Annotated in this window: 16 protein-coding genes; 2 read left to right on the forward strand and 14 right to left on the reverse strand. The window is 66.7% G+C overall.

The window, feature by feature from the left end; all coding sequences use genetic code 11:
- Window positions 1-16 precede the first annotated feature (16 nt).
- The 8 genes from VGV58_RS24395 to VGV58_RS24430 form a co-directional block, all read right to left on the reverse strand.
- Window positions 17-1462 (reverse strand): CpaF family protein, encoded by a 1446-nt coding sequence (locus VGV58_RS24395; protein WP_326876641.1) that lies wholly within the window; start codon window positions 1460-1462, stop codon window positions 17-19.
- 1 nt (window position 1463) lies between these two features.
- A complete protein-coding gene (locus VGV58_RS24400; protein WP_326876642.1) occupies window positions 1464-2711 on the reverse strand; it encodes an AAA family ATPase in 1248 nt (415 codons plus the stop codon).
- Window positions 2712-2719: 8 nt separating this feature from the next.
- Complete coding sequence (locus tag VGV58_RS24405; protein ID WP_326876643.1) at window positions 2720-3448, reverse strand: CpaD family pilus assembly protein; 729 nt, start codon at window positions 3446-3448, stop codon at window positions 2720-2722.
- A 28-nt stretch (window positions 3449-3476) separates the two neighbouring features.
- Window positions 3477-4955: a type II and III secretion system protein family protein gene (locus tag VGV58_RS24410; RefSeq protein WP_326876644.1), complete on the reverse strand. Its 1479-nt coding sequence runs from the start codon at window positions 4953-4955 to the stop codon at window positions 3477-3479.
- Window positions 4952-5728, reverse strand: a complete 777-nt coding sequence (gene cpaB / locus VGV58_RS24415; RefSeq protein ID WP_326876645.1) for a Flp pilus assembly protein CpaB — start codon at window positions 5726-5728, stop codon at window positions 4952-4954. Before cpaB ends, VGV58_RS24410 begins: the two co-directional genes overlap by 4 nt.
- Window positions 5729-5853: 125 nt before the next feature.
- Complete coding sequence (locus VGV58_RS24420) at window positions 5854-6375, reverse strand: A24 family peptidase (RefSeq protein ID WP_326876646.1); 522 nt, start codon at window positions 6373-6375, stop codon at window positions 5854-5856.
- A 160-nt stretch (window positions 6376-6535) separates the two neighbouring features.
- Entirely contained in the window at window positions 6536-6700 is a 165-nt protein-coding gene (locus VGV58_RS24425) for a Flp family type IVb pilin (protein ID WP_326876647.1), read from the reverse strand.
- Between the two features lie 232 nt (window positions 6701-6932).
- Window positions 6933-7097, reverse strand: a complete 165-nt coding sequence (locus VGV58_RS24430; protein ID WP_326876648.1) for a Flp family type IVb pilin — start codon at window positions 7095-7097, stop codon at window positions 6933-6935.
- Between the two features lie 427 nt (window positions 7098-7524).
- On the opposite strand from VGV58_RS24430, the gene VGV58_RS24435 reads away from it, so the two are divergent.
- Entirely contained in the window at window positions 7525-8070 is a 546-nt protein-coding gene (locus VGV58_RS24435; RefSeq protein ID WP_326876649.1) for a pilus assembly protein N-terminal domain-containing protein, read from the forward strand.
- 26 nt (window positions 8071-8096) lie between these two features.
- Here VGV58_RS24435 and VGV58_RS24440 read toward each other — a convergent pair whose 3' ends face one another.
- From VGV58_RS24440 to VGV58_RS24455, 4 genes are all read right to left on the reverse strand, one after another.
- The gene (locus VGV58_RS24440; protein WP_326876650.1) at window positions 8097-9596 is read right to left on the reverse strand and encodes a phosphomannomutase/phosphoglucomutase; all 1500 of its coding nucleotides are present in this window, start codon (window positions 9594-9596) and stop codon (window positions 8097-8099) included.
- A gap of 170 nt (window positions 9597-9766) precedes the next feature.
- Window positions 9767-10288 (reverse strand): retropepsin-like aspartic protease family protein, encoded by a 522-nt coding sequence (locus VGV58_RS24445; RefSeq protein ID WP_326876651.1) that lies wholly within the window; start codon window positions 10286-10288, stop codon window positions 9767-9769.
- A 170-nt stretch (window positions 10289-10458) separates the two neighbouring features.
- The gene (locus tag VGV58_RS24450; RefSeq protein WP_326876652.1) at window positions 10459-11367 is read right to left on the reverse strand and encodes a ribokinase; all 909 of its coding nucleotides are present in this window, start codon (window positions 11365-11367) and stop codon (window positions 10459-10461) included.
- Window positions 11364-12260, reverse strand: a complete 897-nt coding sequence (locus VGV58_RS24455; RefSeq protein WP_326876653.1) for a 2-dehydro-3-deoxygalactonokinase — start codon at window positions 12258-12260, stop codon at window positions 11364-11366. The genes VGV58_RS24450 and VGV58_RS24455 overlap by 4 nt, the downstream gene beginning before the upstream one ends.
- 192 nt (window positions 12261-12452) lie before the next feature.
- Here VGV58_RS24455 and VGV58_RS24460 point away from each other — a divergent pair, with 192 nt between their 5' ends.
- On the forward strand, window positions 12453-13337 hold the full coding sequence (locus VGV58_RS24460) for an aldose epimerase family protein (RefSeq protein ID WP_326876654.1): 885 nt from the start codon (window positions 12453-12455) through the stop codon (window positions 13335-13337).
- 9 nt (window positions 13338-13346) lie between these two features.
- Here VGV58_RS24460 and VGV58_RS24465 read toward each other — a convergent pair whose 3' ends face one another.
- Window positions 13347-13985: a L,D-transpeptidase gene (locus tag VGV58_RS24465; protein ID WP_326876655.1), complete on the reverse strand. Its 639-nt coding sequence runs from the start codon at window positions 13983-13985 to the stop codon at window positions 13347-13349.
- A 178-nt stretch (window positions 13986-14163) separates the two neighbouring features.
- Window positions 14164-15723 carry a 2-polyprenylphenol 6-hydroxylase gene (gene ubiB, locus VGV58_RS24470; protein ID WP_326876656.1) on the reverse strand — a complete coding sequence of 520 codons (1560 nt, stop codon included), beginning with the start codon at window positions 15721-15723 and terminating at the stop codon, window positions 14164-14166.
- Window positions 15724-15736 lie beyond the last annotated feature (13 nt).

Raw genomic sequence — 15736 nt, forward strand, 5'->3', positions numbered from 1 at the left:
CGTGCCTTCCTCCTGCTCAGGCGTCGGCCCGGCCGTCGGCCTCGAGCTGGTCGAGCGCCGCGGCCAGCCGCTGCTCGTCGCCGAAATAGCGCGCGCGCTCCCATAGGCGCGGCCGGCCGATACCGGTCGAGCGATGCCGGCCGATCAGCCTGCCGTTCGGGTCCTCGCCGATGATGTCGTAGAGCATCAGGTCCTGGGTGATGATCACGTCGCCTTCCATGCCCATCACCTCGGTGATGTGGGTGATGCGGCGCGAGCCGTCACGCATGCGCTGAGCCTGAATGATCACGTCGATCGAGGAGCAGATCATCTCGCGCAGGGTCTTCGAGGGCAGGCTGAAGCCGCCCATGGTGATCATCGATTCGATACGGCTCAAGCATTCGCGCGGCGTGTTGGCGTGCAGCGTGCCCATCGAGCCGTCATGGCCGGTGTTCATCGCCTGGAGCAGGTCGAAGGCCTCCGGCCCGCGCACCTCGCCGACGATGATGCGCTCCGGCCGCATGCGCAGACAGTTCTTGACGAGATCACGCATCGTGATCGCACCCGACCCTTCGAGGTTGGGCGGGCGGGTCTCGAGGCGGACGACATGCGGCTGCTGCAGCTGCAATTCGGCTGCGTCCTCGCAGGTGATGACGCGTTCATCGTGCTCGATATAGTTGGTCAGGCAATTGAGCAGGGTCGTCTTGCCTGAGCCGGTACCGCCCGAGATCACGATGTTGCAGCGGACCCGCCCGATGATCTTCAGGATCTCTGCGCCTGGCGGCGAGATCGCACCGAAGCGCATGAGCTGGTCGAGCGTCAGCTTGTCCTTCTTGAACTTGCGGATGGTGAGGGCAGGCCCGTCTATCGCGAGCGGCGGAGCGATCACGTTGACGCGCGAGCCGTCGGCGAGACGCGCGTCGCAGATCGGCGAGGCCTCGTCGACGCGGCGCCCGACCTGGCTGACGATGCGCTGGCAGATATTCATCAGCTGCGCGTTGTCACGAAAACGGATGCTGGTGAGCTGGATCTTGCCGCCGGTCTCGATGAAGGTCCGGCCGGCGCCATTGACCATGATGTCGGCGATATCGTCGCGCGCCAGCAGCGGCTCCAGCGGTCCATAGCCGAGCACGTCGTTGCAGATGTCGTCGAGCAGTTCCTCCTGCTCGGCGATCGAGAGCACGACATTCTTCAACGAGATGATCTCGTTGATGATGTCGCGAATTTCCTCGCGAGCCGACTCGCCGTCCAGCTTGGCCAGCTGCGAAAGATCGATCGCTTCGATGAGAGCACCGAAGATCATGCTCTTCATCTGATAATATTCGTCGGACCTCGGCGTTTCCGCCGGCACCGGCGGTGGCGGCGGCGCCCGCCGCGCCTCGACAGCCGCAGGTCGCTGCTCGGCCGCGCGCATCGGCGCAAGCGCCGCAGCGCTCGGCGCGCCTGCCAGAGCCGGGGCTGTCGCCTGTCGCTTGCCGAACATGTCAGGCCTTTCGACGCATCAACTTGGCCACCAGTGGCTCGAACAGGCTGCGCTTGCTGCGCTTCTGCTCGCCGCGGCCGGTGAGAATCGTCCCGATCTGCACGAAGGCGTCCGCCACCTTGTTGCCCGGCTGGACCTCGGCAATCATCTGGCCGTTATTGGCGGCGGTGCCGAAGAGCTGGGCATCGAAGGGAATCGACGTCATCACCTCGACCCCGACTGCCTTGGCGAATTCGCTCGCCTCGATCTCCGGCCGCTTGGGCAAGCCGACCTGGTTGAGGATCAGGCGGGGCACGGAATCATTCGGCCGGGCGGCACGCAACAGGTCCATCAGATTCTTGGCGTTGCGCAGCGAGGCGAGCTCGGGGGCGGCGACGATCGCGACCTCATCGGCGCCGACCAGCGCCCGCTTGGCCCAGCCTGTCCACAGATGCGGCACGTCGAGCACGATGCAGGGGATGCTGGCCCGAAGCAGGTCGAACACGAGCTCGAACGCGTCCTCGCCGAGATCGACAGTGCGGTCGAGCATCGCCGGAGCCGCCAGCAGGGAGAGATTCTCGCTGCAGCGCGACAGGAGCCGGTCGAGCATGTTGGCGTCGAGTCGCTCCGGCGCGAACACGGCGTCGGCGACCCCCTGGGGCGGATCCTGGTTGAAGTCCAGCCCGGCGGTGCCGAAGGCAATGTCGAGATCGGCGATCACCGTCGAGGCGTCGAGATTGCGGGCGATCGCCCAGGCGACGTTGTGCGCGACGGTCGAGGAGCCGACACCGCCCTTGGCACCGACAATGGCGATGGTGCGCCCGAGCGTCGCCGAACCCGACGTCGCATAGAGTTCGGACAGGGTGCGCAGCAGGTCGAGGACCCCGAACGGAGCGACCAGATAGTCGCTGACGCCGCGCCGGATCAGCTCGCGATAGAGCTGGATGTCGTTGACGTGGCCGATGACGACGACCTTGGTGCCGGGGTCGCAGCTCTCTGCCAGTGCATCGAGGTTGGAGACCAGCACGGACGGCTCCCGAACCGTCTCGAGCACGATCACATTCGGCGTCGGGGCGCCGCGGAAGGCCTCCACCGCCGCCGCCGGGCCGCCCATCTGGACACGCGCCTGGACCTTGTCCATGCGCCGGTCGGCAGTCACCGCCTGCATCGCCGCGGCGACGTCCTCCGTCTCGCAAAAGGCCTGCAAGGTGACCCGCGGCAACGGCGCGATGATCTCATCGCCGCCAGTCTCCGGCTCGAATCCCGGCATGCTCGCCATCATTTGCCTCCGACGGCGTCGCTGATCTTGGTCTGCTCCTGGCGATACTGCGTCGAGGGATCCTTGCCCTCGCGCAGCTTCTTGACCGCCTCCATGCGCTTTTGCGTATCGAGGCGGCCTTCGCCGCGTGCGCGCACCAGATCCAGCGGATCGGCGATCTGCGCTGCGAGATTGGCCTGGGTGGCGCAGCCGAGATTCCAATAGGGCTCGTTCATCGTATCCGTCTTGAAGCTGGCGACGCCGAGATCGGCCGGCCATTGCCCGCAGGAATGCGGGAGCCCGGCCTGCAAGGAGGCGTAGGTCAAGCGGATCGGCGATGCGAGCTCGGGATCGGCGATGCGATAGGTCCTGACCGAGAGCTGGCCGGGCGAGACGCCGGCCCGGCCGAGCGAGCGGCGGATACCGTTGAGCGTGTCATGAGTTGCAAGATCGCGGCCGGTCCCCGTCGGAACCTCGGCGACCAACCCGCCCTTGCCGCTGCGGCGATAATCCTCGCCGAAGCGGGCGACATCGTCGGCCTGGCCCGGGTCCAGCCCGCCGCCGGCCCGGCCGACGAAGACGTCGAGCGAACGCGGCGCATCGCGCAGCACGATCGGATGGCGCTCGCGGATGTCGGTGGGGATGCCGGACGTCGAGATGTCGCCCTTGGCGCAGGCTCCGAGCAGGAGCGCGGCACCAAACGCGGCGGGCAACGCCGCCTTGTATGTCCGAGAGGGCTTGCTGGTCACGATCGCCATCCTTGTCGCGGCCCCGTCATCAATCGGCGATGAAGCCGACGCGGCCCTTGTAGGCCTGCGGAATCGGCCCGCCGCTCGTCGACCCATAGATCTTGTTCAACCGGCCCATCAGGATCGTCTGGGCGTCATGCGCCTCGACGAAACCGTCATCGGGCCGCTGCAATCCGTTCGGCCCAACCGGCTTCACGATATAGGGCGTCACCGCGATCATCAGCTCGGTCTCCTCGCGCTGATAGTCGCGCGAGCGGAACATCGCTCCGATGATCGGAATGTTCATCAACGCCGGCAGGCCGTTGATCGCCTGGCGCGAGACGCGCTGGATCAGGCCCGCCGTGGCGAGCGTTCCCCCCGAGGGGAGCTCGACCGTCGTATCGGATTTGCGCACGCGGAAGCCGGGCGCGTTGACGGCCGTTGACTCGGTGGGGTTGAGGCGCAGCTGGTTCTCGAAATCGAGCTCGGTGACCTCGGTGGCGATGCGCATCGAGATCTTGCCCTCGGACATCACAATCGGGGTGAAGTTCAGGGAGACGCCGACCGGCTTGTATTCGATGTTGAGAACGCAGCGATTGGTCGTGTCGCAGGAATAGCCTTTCGGGATCGGAATCTCGCCGCCGGCAGTGAACTTGGCGCTTTCACCAGAAATTGCCGTCACGGTCGGCTCGGCCAGCACGCGGGACAGGCCGGCGCGCTCGAGCGCTCGCATCGTTATGTTGGTCGAGTTGCCGATGCCAGCCCCGATCGCGGTTGCAGCCAGCTGCTGCGGCTGCAGCGAGAACGGCGTGTCGATCGTCGGAGTGATGCTGAACTTGCCGAGCTTCCACTCGCCGGTCGAGTTGATGCCGAGTTGCTTGATCGCCTTGCGCGACACTTCCGAAACGGTGACCTTGACCATGACCTGGTCGCGGCCGCGAATGGTCAGCGAGTTGATCACCGCGCCCTTGGTCGCGTTCGCGCCTTCGCCGGAGATGCCGACAAAGGCATTGGCGATGTCCATGGCCTGCGTCGCCTCGGAAGCACTGGCGACATTGCCGACCAGCAGGATCGAGTTCCCGGCCGGCTTGACCTGGATGTCGGCGCCCGGCATCGCCGTGCGCAGCGTCGTGCGGAGCACGTTGAGATCGCGGCCGACCTCGATCTCCAACGCCGTGATCTGCCTGCCCTCGGCATCCATCACAAACATCGAGGTCGAGCCATCGGCCATGCCGATGACGAAGAGCTTGCGGGCCGAGCGGACCACGGCATTCGCCACCTTGGGATTGGCGACGAAGACCTCCTTGGCGTCGCGCGGCAATTCGACGATCAGCGAGCGGCCGATCGAAAGATCGAGCCGGCGCGAAATCGCATGCTCGCTGGCACCGACATTCAGAACCGGCGCCGCGCCCTTGCCCTGCGCCAGCGCGGTGCAAGGTGGCAAGGCCAGCGGCAGGATCGCCAGCGACAAGGCGAGGGCACGCTGCGCCCGACGAGACAGCGGATGAAAGTTCGGCATGGAAATCATGGCTTCACCGCCTTGGTGACGACGCCGTAGCGCACGAGCGTAAGGCCACCGTCATCGACCGGCGTGGCCTTGTCGCCGGCATCCTGCAGGCTGCGCAGCGCCAGCGAGAGGCTGCTGGTCTTCTGTGCCAGCGTCACGGCCTCGACCTGCTTCGGGTCGAGTTCGAGCGTCGCGGTCTCGCCGACGACGACCTTCTCGCCGTTCTTCTCCTGGATGCTCTGGCCGATCGCCAGCACGCGGACATTGGCGATCAGGGTCTCGCTGACCGGCGGCGACCCGTCCTTGGAATTGCTGTCGTCCCGGCTCGTGCGGATCACATCGACGCGATCATTGGGCAGGACGAAGCCGCCGGCGGTGTTTGCGCCGCGATTATCGGTGGTGATGGCGACGGCGCGCTTGCCGGACGGCAGAATCGCCGACAGGAAGCCGGAATCGGCCTTGAGCAGCTTATCACGGCGGATCGGCTCCGAGCCGTAGAGCGGCGCGCGGGCGATCTGGCCGACGAACTCGGCCTCGCCTCCGGGAAGGTCCTGGCGACGGATCACCTCGGTGGGCAGGCTCGCCAGCGGCCAGGCCAGCCATTTCAGATCGCCGGCAGCGAGCTTGTTGCCGAGCGGAATGTCTGCCGCGGCCACCAGCACCTCGACGGTCGGTGCCGGCTCGTATTTCGTCACTGACGGCGTCGTGACCTTAGGCGGCCGGCCGATCAGGAGCGCCGCGCCAAGTCCGGCGACGACCGCGACGGCAAGAATGATGATGCGGGCGGGACTCATGGCACAGGATCCTTGGCCGGCATGCACCGACCTTCACCCGGATCGTGGCCTTCGAATCGTCAACTTATGGTTAACCGAAGGTATCTTTTTGCGCGGATCGGCTGCTTCGAAGCGGATCGGAGCGCTCAGACGCCGATTGCAGCGCGCCAGATCGCCGTACCAGGCAGGACGACCAGTGCCGCGGCAGCAAGCGCAATGCCGTAGGGCACGCCCTGCTTGACGTCATGCAGCCGCTGCGCCCAGGTCCAGTTGCTGGCCGGAGCGGGCAGCGGCGCGGCGCGCAAAGCGAGGATCGCCACGGTCAGGAGACCGCCGCCGAGCGCAGCAATGAAGAGATAGGGAAGGAGTTGGTCGAAGCCGAGCCAGAGAGCCGTCACCGCAGCAAGCTTGGCATCACCGCCACCGATCCAGCCGGCGGCGAACATGCCGAAGCAGACGGCGAGCACCGTAAGCCCCGCAGCAAGATGCCAGCCGGTAGCTGTCCAGCCCAGCCCAGTCGAAGCAGCGCCCAGCCCGAACGCAGCAAGCAAGAGTAGACAGAGCCAGTTCGGGATCGTCATCGTCGTGAGATCACTCGCCGCCGCATAAGCCATTGCGATGGGAAAAACGATAAAGACGATGATCAGCGAAAACGACATGGCGGCCATCCGAGTATCCTGAGTTTTACGCGACTACAGATATCGTATCCTCAAAACTTATTATCCGAATTGCCTCACTCGAATCATAGCAAGAGCGGCCGATCATCAAAATTTAACTGAGACTGTATGGTACGAAAGCCCGATTTTCGGCGACCGTTCCGCGGTCAGCCTACACAATGCGCCTGAGAACTTCCTGGAACCACACATCGATCGCCGGCCCAATACGTGCCCAGGTTGCGACGCAGACGATCGAAATGAGCGCGGCGATGAGACCATACTCCATGGCGGTCGCGCCGGAGTCGTCCTTGGCAAAGCGCGCAGACAGGCTCTTCACGGCAACCTCCTTTAACATCGCGGCCCCTTAAACACTTTCGCTTTGAGCCAACTTCGGTCAGCGACAAGAATGATGCCATCAACGTGTATTGTGGCGAGCTTGGCACTACCTTCCTCGAACAAGGCAACGGCAGTGCGATCTGCCCTGCGCCTTCGGCGATGCGTCTAAAACGCGGGCGCCCGGAACATTGTCCCGGGCGCTTGATCTGGGGCCGCGTACCCGCTTCGTGAGATCAGCTCAGGGCGTTGAGAATTTCCGTGAACCGCGCATTGAGCGCCGGCCCGATCAGGCGCCAGGTGGCGATGCAGACGACCGAGATCAGGGCGGCGATCAGGCCGTATTCGATAGCGGTGGCGCCCGACTCATCCTTGGCGAAGCGCGCGAACAGGTTCTTCATGGGGTAGCTCCTTTTGCACCACGTTTGACTGCTGCCTTCGCTCTAGATGGCTTCGGTCAGCGACAGGAGTGACATTACGGCGCCCATCTTGCCGATCAGTTAAAGCGATCCAATAACTCGCTGAATTTTACAGGTCTTCGCTCGATGGTTAATGCGCTTTTAGCGCGTCACACCAGTTAACGAGAGGTATAAACCCTTGGATACTTAAAATAGAACTCGCTCCGCAAATCAGACTAACGCCGCATGACGCTTCGTTAGCGTGCGCGCACCGGCACCAATATGCGTTCTTCATTGTGGGCGGTCAGGCTTCCAGGGCCGAAGCGAAAGCCGGATTGGCTGGAGAAATCGCCATCTTAGCAATCCATTCATCATTTTCGGCTTTCCTCGTCCCGTTCGAAACCTTGAGGCGCGTACGAGGTCCATTGTGATGCCGGGATCGCGGCTCTCCAAATCCTTCCCGAGACTGGCCCTTGCCGGGCTCGTTGCGGCCGCCGGCTCGGGCCTTTCGGCCGATATCGTACGCGCGCAGGCCCGGCTCATTCCCGCACCGGCCCCGGAATCTCGGGGGGAAACCGGCGATGCAAGAACCGAGGCGGTCCAGGTGACGGTCGATCACGCCAAGGTGCTCCGACTGCCCGAGAAGGCCCAGACGGTGATCGTCGGCAATCCGGCGATCGCTGACGTCACCGTCCAGCGCAACGGCGTGATGATCGTGACCGGCAAGAGCTATGGCGTCACCAACCTGATCGCGCTCGATGCGACCGGCGCCCTGCTGGCGGAATCGAGCGTGCGCGTCGGCGCAGCCAGTGAATCGATCCTGACGGTTCAGCGCGGCCTCGAGCGCGAGAGCTATTCCTGCACGCCCAACTGCCAGCCGAGCGCCCAGCTCGGCGACTCCAAGGCCTTCTTCGACGGCACCAGCGGCCAGAGCGGGGCTCGCAATGCCGCGGCGACCGGGGCGGAGAAGAAGTAGATCTCCCGCCCCGCCCGCAAGAGCGATCAGATCGTCTGGTTGTAGGCGCCGACTTCCGGGTTCTCGCGCAGCACGCCGTCGATCGCCTTGAACATCTCGCGCATGCGCGCTTCCGAGACCGGGCTTTCGCAGACCACGACCAGCTCCGGCTTGTTCGAGGAAGCGCGGATCAGGCCCCAAGTGCCGTCCTCGTTGACGACGCGCACGCCGTTGACGGTGATGACGTCGATGATCTTCTGCCCGGCGATCTTGTCACCCGCCGCCTGCATCGCCTGGATGCGCTTGGTGATCTTGTCGCTGACGCCATATTTGATTTCGTCAGCGCATTTGGCCGCCATGGTCGGCGTGCCCCAGGTCTTCGGCACGGCGGCATAGAGCTCGGCCATCGACTTATCCGGGTTGCGGTCGAGCATGTCGATCACGGCAATGGCGGTGACGACGCCGTCATCATAGCCGCGGCCGACCGGCGCGTTGAAGAAGAAGTGGCCCGACTTCTCGAAGCCGGCGAGCGCGTTGAGGTCACGGACGCGGCGTTTGATGTAGGAGTGGCCGGTCTTCCAGTAATCGGTCTTGACGCCGAGCTGCTGCAATTCCGGATCGGTCGAGAACAGGCCGGTCGACTTGACGTCGACGACGAACTGCGCGCCCGGATTGAGCTTGCCGAGGTCGCGGGCCAGCATCACGCCGATCTTGTCGGCGAAGATCTCCTCGCCATGGTTGTCGACGACGCCGCAGCGATCGCCGTCACCGTCGAAGCCGAGCGCGACATCGGCACCGTGCTGCTTCACGGCGTCGGCCATGGCGTGCAGCATCTTCATGTCTTCGGGGTTTGGGTTGTAGCGCGGGAAGGTGTGGTCGAGCTCGGCATCCATCGGGATGACCTCGCAGCCGAGCGCTTCCAGGATCTTTGGAGCGAAGGCGCCAGCCGTGCCGTTGCCGCAGGCGGCGATGACCTTGAGCTTGCGGGTGATCTTCGGGCGGTTGGTCAGGTCGGCGATGTAGCGCGCCGGGAAATCGGGCACGAACTGATAGGAGCCGCCGCCCGGCAAGTCGAAATCGCCGGCGAGCACGATATCGCGCAACTGCCCCATCTCGTCGGGGCCGAAGGTGACAGGGCGCTGGGCGCCCATCTTGATGCCGGTCCAGCCATTGTCGTTATGCGAGGCGGTGACCATGGCGACGCAGGGCACGTCGAGCTCGAACTGGGCGAAATAGGCCATGGGCGACATGGCGAGGCCGATATCATGGACCTTGCAGCCGGCCGCCATCAGGCCGGTGACGAGCGCCATCTTGATCGAGGAGGAATAGCTGCGGAAATCATGGGCGGTGACGATCTCGGGCTTGACGCCCATGCGCCGGATCAGCGTGCCGAGCCCCATGCCGACGGCCTGCACGCCCATCAGGTTGAGCTCTTTCCCGAAGAACCAGCGCGCATCGTATTCGCGGAAGCCGGTCGGCTTCACCATCGGCAGCGATTCGTACTCGAACGTGTTGGGGAAGAGCTCGGGCAGGGGCTTCGGAAACATCGGGCCATCCATCTTCGAGGAGCGTCGGCCATGAGGCCGGCGCGGAAACCATGCAGCTGACGCGTGCGGTACGGACAGGCCACAGGCTACATGAATGCAGCCTGAGCATGACAGGGCAAGGACGCAAGGCGGGCATAGCTCATCGGTATGAGCTTGGAAACCAACGGCTGCTAGCCGCGCAGGACCATGCGGCCGGCCTCGACCTGATAGCCACGCAAGCGGCGCAGGAAGGACGTGCCGAGCAGGCTGACCGATAAGGCGCCGGCGGGCAACACGATCGCCTCGACATCGCGCACCAGGATGTCACCGAGCCGCACCTCGCGCAGCATGGTCTTGGCACCCCGCACCACGCCGTTGGCGGTCCCGAGCCCCACCGAATAGGCGGAGCGGTCCGGCCTGATCCCGAGCGCGCGGGCATCGCCATCGGTCAGCACAATCAGGCTCGCGCCGGTGTCCACCATCATCTTCACACGATAATTGTCGATCGCGGGATGGACGACATAGTGGCCGCGATAATCGGCGTTCACCGTCAGGACACGCTCGGCCTTTGCCGATGCGGGCATGCTCGACGCGGCGCGCGCGGGAGCAGGTTCCGGGCTCGCCATGCGGTCGAGGCTGCCGGCAGCGTTCAGCGCAGCAAGGCCGGCAATCCCGGCAACGCCCGAGAACCAGACGATCGGCCGCTGGGCCATGATCGATTTTCCCTTCCCGCCTCGTGCCCGCGACGCTGCGGGCAAAGGTGCTGACCAAGGGTAAATCGGCATGCAGAAACCGCCGCAGCCGACGCGTTTCCGCCTTCCGGAGCGCCGCCAGGCTTAATTCGCGCTCAACCGGATCGGTCGCGTTCTACGGAACGCTCGTCCTACAGGAAACTCTTGCCGGCCAGGGCCTCGATCGCCTCGCGACGTGGCACGCTCGGCTGCGCGCCCGCCACCGTGCAGGCGAGCGAGCCGGCGGCGAGCCCGCGCTGGAGCGCGCCGGAGAAGCCGAAGCCGGCCTGCAGCGCCGCGGCAAAGGCGCCGACGAAGCTGTCGCCGGCCGCGACGGTATCGACGGCATCGACGACCGGCGCCTCGAGCCGGCGCCGGACGCCGCCATGCCAACCGACCGCGCCGGCGCTCCCCAGCGTGACGATGCAGGCGATGCCGCGTTCGCCATCGATGCGCTGGGCGATCGCATCGGGCTCGGCCTCGACCCAGCCGAGCGAGCCGGCGAGGATCAGGGCCTCGTGCTCGTTGACGATCAGGATGTCGGTCAGCGCCAGCAGCTCCGGCTCGGGCGCGCCGGCCGGGGCGAGGTTGAGGATCACCCGGCCGCCGCCGGCGCGCATCGCCCGCGCCGCTCGCAGGCATTCGTTCTCCGGAACCTCGCGCTGGAGCAGCAGCAGGTCGCCCTCGCCGGGTTTCAGGGTCTCCACCGCATCGGCCCGGGCCAGTGCATTGGCGCCGGCAGCGACGACGATCTGGTTGGAGCCGGCGGCGTCGACGGCGATGAAGGCCGCACCCGTCGGCGCCTCGACGCGCGCGAGATGGGAGAGATCGACGCCATCTTCTGCCAAGAGCCGCAGCGCGATCTCGGCGAAGCCGTCGCGGCCGACGGCACCGACCAGCGTCACCTCCGCGCCGGCGCGGCGGGCCGCCAGCGCCTGGTTGGCACCCTTGCCGCCGGGATGCAGCGCATAGCCCGGGCCGAGCACGGTCTCGCCGGCACCGGGCAGGCGCTCGACCGGCGTGACCAGATCGACATTCAGCGAGCCGAAGACGGTGATCATGCCGACAAGCCCCGCGCGAGGCGGGTGACGCCGGCGACGAAGGCTTCCTCAGGCGTGGTCAGGCCATGGTCCAGGCCTGCGGCGGCGAGCGCCCGACCATAGCTTCCGGCGAGCACGCCGTCGGCGACGAGGTGAAGATTATCGAGGCCACCGAACAAAGCACGGGCGCCCTCGATCTCCTGCGCCACCAGCAGGGCGGAGAGATAGGGCCCGACCGCGCCGCCCTGCATGCGCCCGCCCAGGACGTCACTGCGGGCATGGAAAGCGGCGTTGAGCAACCCGCCCGGCCGCTGCGCCGCGGCGAGCCCGCGCCGCATGCCCTCGGCGGCGTCGCCATCCTTCGGTTCGCTCGCCAGGCGCGACAGGATCGAGTGCTCGCGCAGCAGGCCGTAGACCTCGCCGGTCATGAAACTGGCAAAGCGGATGATGCGCCCGCCTTTGACCTCGGCCCATTTCGAATGGGTGCCGGGCAGGCAGGCGATACCATCTGTGAGGCCGAGCCCGACGATCAGCGTTTCCTCGCCGCGCATCACGTCGAAGGCGCCTTCGTCACAGGACAGCCCGGGCAGGATGGTCGCGCGCGTGCCGTCGTCGAGCGTGACGGCGAGACCTGCAGCGGCGATCTCATCGGGGCTCGCAGGGCAGGCGACATAGGGCGCCTCGACCCAGCCATTGCGGCTGCCGACCATGCCGGCGAGCAGCACCGAGGCATCGGGCCGCGCCTTGCGGAATTCGCCGGCGATCTCAGCGAAGGCGGCCGGGAAGCCGCCTGATGGCACCGACTGGATGCCGCGATCGGCAACGCGTTTCGCCAGTACGGCACCATCCTCGGCGATGAGGAAGGCGCGGGCGCGCGTCGTGCCCCAGTCGAGCGCGATCAGGGGTGTGGGCATGGCAGGCTCCGGCGGGATACGTGCCCCGTCCGGCATTCCGGCCGAGGCGAAGCGAAGAGGCGTGGAATCTCCCCGGCCGGCGCGGCCCGGTCAAGCCCGCTCGGCCCTTGACGATACGGCCCGCCGGCGCAATCGAGGCGAGGGTGAGCGGACGCCGCGTTCGCAGCCCGGATTGTCGCGAAGGACACGATCATGCTGACCCTCTCGGCCGGCCGCTATACGGCCCGCATCGCCCCTGACGCCGGCGGCACGATCGCCGCGCTCGACTGGCAGGGGCCGGACGGGACGGTGCTGCCGCTGCTGCATGCGCCCGCAGGGGTCGCGACGCAGACGCAGACGCCGAACAAGTTCGGGGCCTGGGCGATGCTGCCTTTCGCCAACCGCGCCTTCGACAGCCTGGTCGACGACGGTCACACCCGGTTCACCGTGCCCTCGAACAATCCGGCCGGCACGATCCACGGCTTCGGCTGGCAGTCCGCCTGGCAGATCGAGCAGCAGGATATCGGCCATACCGTGCTGGTGCATCGCCGGGCGGATGGCCCGGATCCCTATCGCTACCTGGCGAAACAGGAGATCCGGCTGGGCGAAGACGGTATGACCGTGACGCTGTCGCTGACCAACGAGGCCGACCGGGTCCTACCCTTCGGCATGGGCCTGCATCCCTGGTTCCCCTGCGCCGCCGACACGCGCCTGCGGATGACCGCGACCGGCGCGCTGATCTTCGGCGACCAGTTCCGCGCCACCGGCACGCAGGCCTTCGGCGATGGCGGCCCCTATGCCGGCAATCCGGTCTTCGCCACCGGAGCGGAAACCGCCTGGAGCTTCCTCGGCTGGGATGGCATCGCCCGGATCGAGACGCCCTCGACCGGTCTCGCCATCACGCTGAGCGCGAGCGAAAACCTGCGCTGCCCGGTGGTCTGGGCTCCCGCCGGCGTCGATTTCCTCTGCGCCGAGCCGCAGAGCCACGCCGCAGGCGCACCGAGCGAGAAGATCGTGCGCGAGGCCTCGCCGCTCGCCCGGCTGCAACCGGGAGAGATGCTGGAAGGCTGGGTGCGGATCGCCGCCGAAGCGATCTGACCGTCGAGGCTAGCGCCAGCCCGGCCCCGCCGTCGGCTGGAAGCCGATCGCACCGGCCGGGATCGCCGGCCTGAGCAGCATCTGCTCGCGCGCCTCGCCCCAGGCCGGGCCCTGGCGCTGCTGCTTGGCAGTCAGCACGGCCTTCTGCGTCTTGACCTTGGCCTTGGCGATCTTGTGCTTGCTGCCAGAGGACGCTTTGGCGAAGCGCGAGAGATTGTCGGTCGCGGCGCCGTTCAGCGCGATGCGGGTGCTGCCGGCGCCGTGCTTCTTGACCAGCGCGAACAGCTTGGCCGCATTGGCCGGGTGCAGGCGGATGCAGCCATGCGAGGCCGGGCGACCGAGCGCGCCGACGGCCGTGGTACCATGGATGGCATAGCCGCCGCGGAAGAACACGGCATAGGGCATCGCCCCGCCATATTTGCGCGAGTACCAGCTGCGCTCGAGCCGGGTCGGGCGATAGATGCCGTTGGGCGAGCGGAAGCCCTTGCGGCCGGACGAGATCGCCCAGTTGTAGGTTTCGCCGTCACTGGTGGCGACACTCATGCGCTGGGCAGCGATGTCGACGCGAACATCGACCTTGGCCTGCGCCGCGGCGAGGCCGGCGAGCGAGGCGCATAAAAAGGCGAGAATGCCGAGAAGGCGGGACATGACGCGACTCCTGAACGACGCAACCTGAGGAAAGCGGCTCTTTGGTTGCTGTCGCAGGGCGCATAGGCCATGCGAAGACAGCTCCGGCCTTGCCCTAAAGGAATCCCGAGGGGCCGGCGCTTGTAAAGCTGAAACCGTTCAAATGGTTTCCAATCCGCGCCGTGAGCGGACCTGCTCGCTAGTCGAAGAACACCTTCCAAGCGAGCAGCGCCGCAATCAGCCAGAGCGCCCAGTTGCCCCAGCGATTGCGCGCCGCCTCTGCCCGCCCGATCGCCTGGACGCTGGCTTCGTCGAGCGAAAAGCCATGGCGCGAGGCATCCTCGAGCTGACCGAGCACGCGTTCAGCCCGGCCGACCGTTTCCGGCAGGTTGGCAAGGCTGCCGACGAGGGTGCGCACGCTGCGGCCGGCATCCTCGATGCGCCCGATCGGGCCGAGATTGCGCGTCAGCCAGTCGCGCACCACCGGCTCGGCCGTGGTCCACATGTCGAGATGGGGATCGAGCGTGCGGGCGACGCCCTCGACCACGACCATGGTCTTCTGCAGCATGACGAGCTCGGTGCGCGTCGCCATGTCGAACAGGCCGGTGATCTCGAACAGCAGCGTCAGCACCTTCGCCATCGAGATCTCGTCGGCGCGCCGGTCGTGGATCGGCTCGCCGACGGCGCGGATCGCCTGGGCGAAGTCGTCGACCGAATGGTGCGGCGGCACATAACCGGCCTCGAAATGCACCTCGGCGACGCGGCGATAGTCGCGGGTGATGAAGCCGAACAGGATCTCGGCGAGGAAACGCCGTTCCTTGTGGCCGAGCCGGCCCATGATGCCGCCATCGACCGCGACGAGCCGCCCCTCCGCATCGACGAACAGGTTCCCCGGATGCATGTCGGCGTGGAAGAAGCCGTCGCGGATCGCGTGCTTCAGGAAGGACTGGATGACGTTGCGGCCGAGCGCCGGCAGATCATGGCCGGCGGCGCGGAGCGCCTCGACATCGGAGAGGCGGATGCCGTCGATCCACTCGTCGATCAGAATCTCGCGGGCGGTGAGCTGCCAATCCGGCACCGGCACGCGGAAATCCTTGTCCTCCTTGGTATTCTCGGCGAACTCGGAGAGAGCCGCCGCCTCCAGGCGCAGGTCCATCTCCATGGCGACCGAGCGTGCCAGGGTCTCGACGATGGCGACGAAGCGCAGGCGTCGTGCTTCGGGCGAACGGCGCTCGGCAAGCTCGGCGCCGAAGCGCATCGCGGCGAGATCGCGGTGGAAGCGGTCGCGGATGCCGGGCCTGAGGATCTTGACCGCGACCTCGCTGCCATCCTTGCGGCGGGCACGGTGGACCTGGGCGATCGAGGCGGCCGCGACCGGCTCGCCGAATTCGGCGAAGATCGCCTCGGCCGGCTCGCCATGGGCGGCCTCGATCGCGGCGCGCGCCTGCGCCATCGGGAAGGGCGCCATCCTGTCCTGCAGCGCCGAGAGGTCCTCGGCGATCTTCATGCCGACGACATCGGGCCGCGTCGCCAGGAACTGGCCGAACTTGACATAGGACGGTCCGAGCCGGGTCAGCGCTGCGGCAAGGCGCGTCGCGGAGGAGCCGGCGCCGCGGCGCTCGATCAGGCGGCCGAGCGCGATCAGGCCCCGCGCCGCCGGCGGCAGCACGGAAGGATCGACCAGCGCGAGCGCACCTTCGCGCGCCAGCACGAAGCCGACCCGCGCCGAGCGGGCGAGATGGGCAAGCGCGGAGATCATGCGGCGGCAGCGC

It is taken from the genome of Allobosea sp. (genome assembly GCF_035944895.1).
Taxonomy (GTDB): domain Bacteria; phylum Pseudomonadota; class Alphaproteobacteria; order Rhizobiales; family Beijerinckiaceae; genus Allobosea.

Excerpts from the sequence above, each read along its gene's own strand:
- VGV58_RS24395 (WP_326876641.1), bottom strand. The coding sequence starts at position 1,462 with ATGTTCGGCAAGCGACAGGCGACAGCCCCGGCTCTGGCAGGCGCGCCG.
- VGV58_RS24400 (WP_326876642.1), bottom strand. The coding sequence starts at position 2,711 with ATGCCGGGATTCGAGCCGGAGACTGGCGGCGATGAGATCATCGCGCCG.
- VGV58_RS24410 (WP_326876644.1), bottom strand. The coding sequence starts at position 4,955 with ATGATTTCCATGCCGAACTTTCATCCGCTGTCTCGTCGGGCGCAGCGT.
- cpaB (WP_326876645.1), bottom strand. The coding sequence starts at position 5,728 with ATGAGTCCCGCCCGCATCATCATTCTTGCCGTCGCGGTCGTCGCCGGA.
- VGV58_RS24420 (WP_326876646.1), bottom strand. The coding sequence starts at position 6,375 with ATGGCCGCCATGTCGTTTTCGCTGATCATCGTCTTTATCGTTTTTCCC.
- VGV58_RS24430 (WP_326876648.1), bottom strand. The coding sequence starts at position 7,097 with ATGAAGAACCTGTTCGCGCGCTTCGCCAAGGATGAGTCGGGCGCCACC.
- VGV58_RS24435 (WP_326876649.1), top strand. The coding sequence starts at position 7,525 with ATGCCGGGATCGCGGCTCTCCAAATCCTTCCCGAGACTGGCCCTTGCC.
- VGV58_RS24440 (WP_326876650.1), bottom strand. The coding sequence starts at position 9,596 with ATGTTTCCGAAGCCCCTGCCCGAGCTCTTCCCCAACACGTTCGAGTAC.
- VGV58_RS24445 (WP_326876651.1), bottom strand. The coding sequence starts at position 10,288 with ATGGCCCAGCGGCCGATCGTCTGGTTCTCGGGCGTTGCCGGGATTGCC.
- VGV58_RS24450 (WP_326876652.1), bottom strand. The coding sequence starts at position 11,367 with ATGATCACCGTCTTCGGCTCGCTGAATGTCGATCTGGTCACGCCGGTC.
- VGV58_RS24455 (WP_326876653.1), bottom strand. The coding sequence starts at position 12,260 with ATGCCCACACCCCTGATCGCGCTCGACTGGGGCACGACGCGCGCCCGC.
- VGV58_RS24460 (WP_326876654.1), top strand. The coding sequence starts at position 12,453 with ATGCTGACCCTCTCGGCCGGCCGCTATACGGCCCGCATCGCCCCTGAC.
- VGV58_RS24465 (WP_326876655.1), bottom strand. The coding sequence starts at position 13,985 with ATGTCCCGCCTTCTCGGCATTCTCGCCTTTTTATGCGCCTCGCTCGCC.
- ubiB (WP_326876656.1), bottom strand. The coding sequence starts at position 15,723 with ATGATCTCCGCGCTTGCCCATCTCGCCCGCTCGGCGCGGGTCGGCTTC.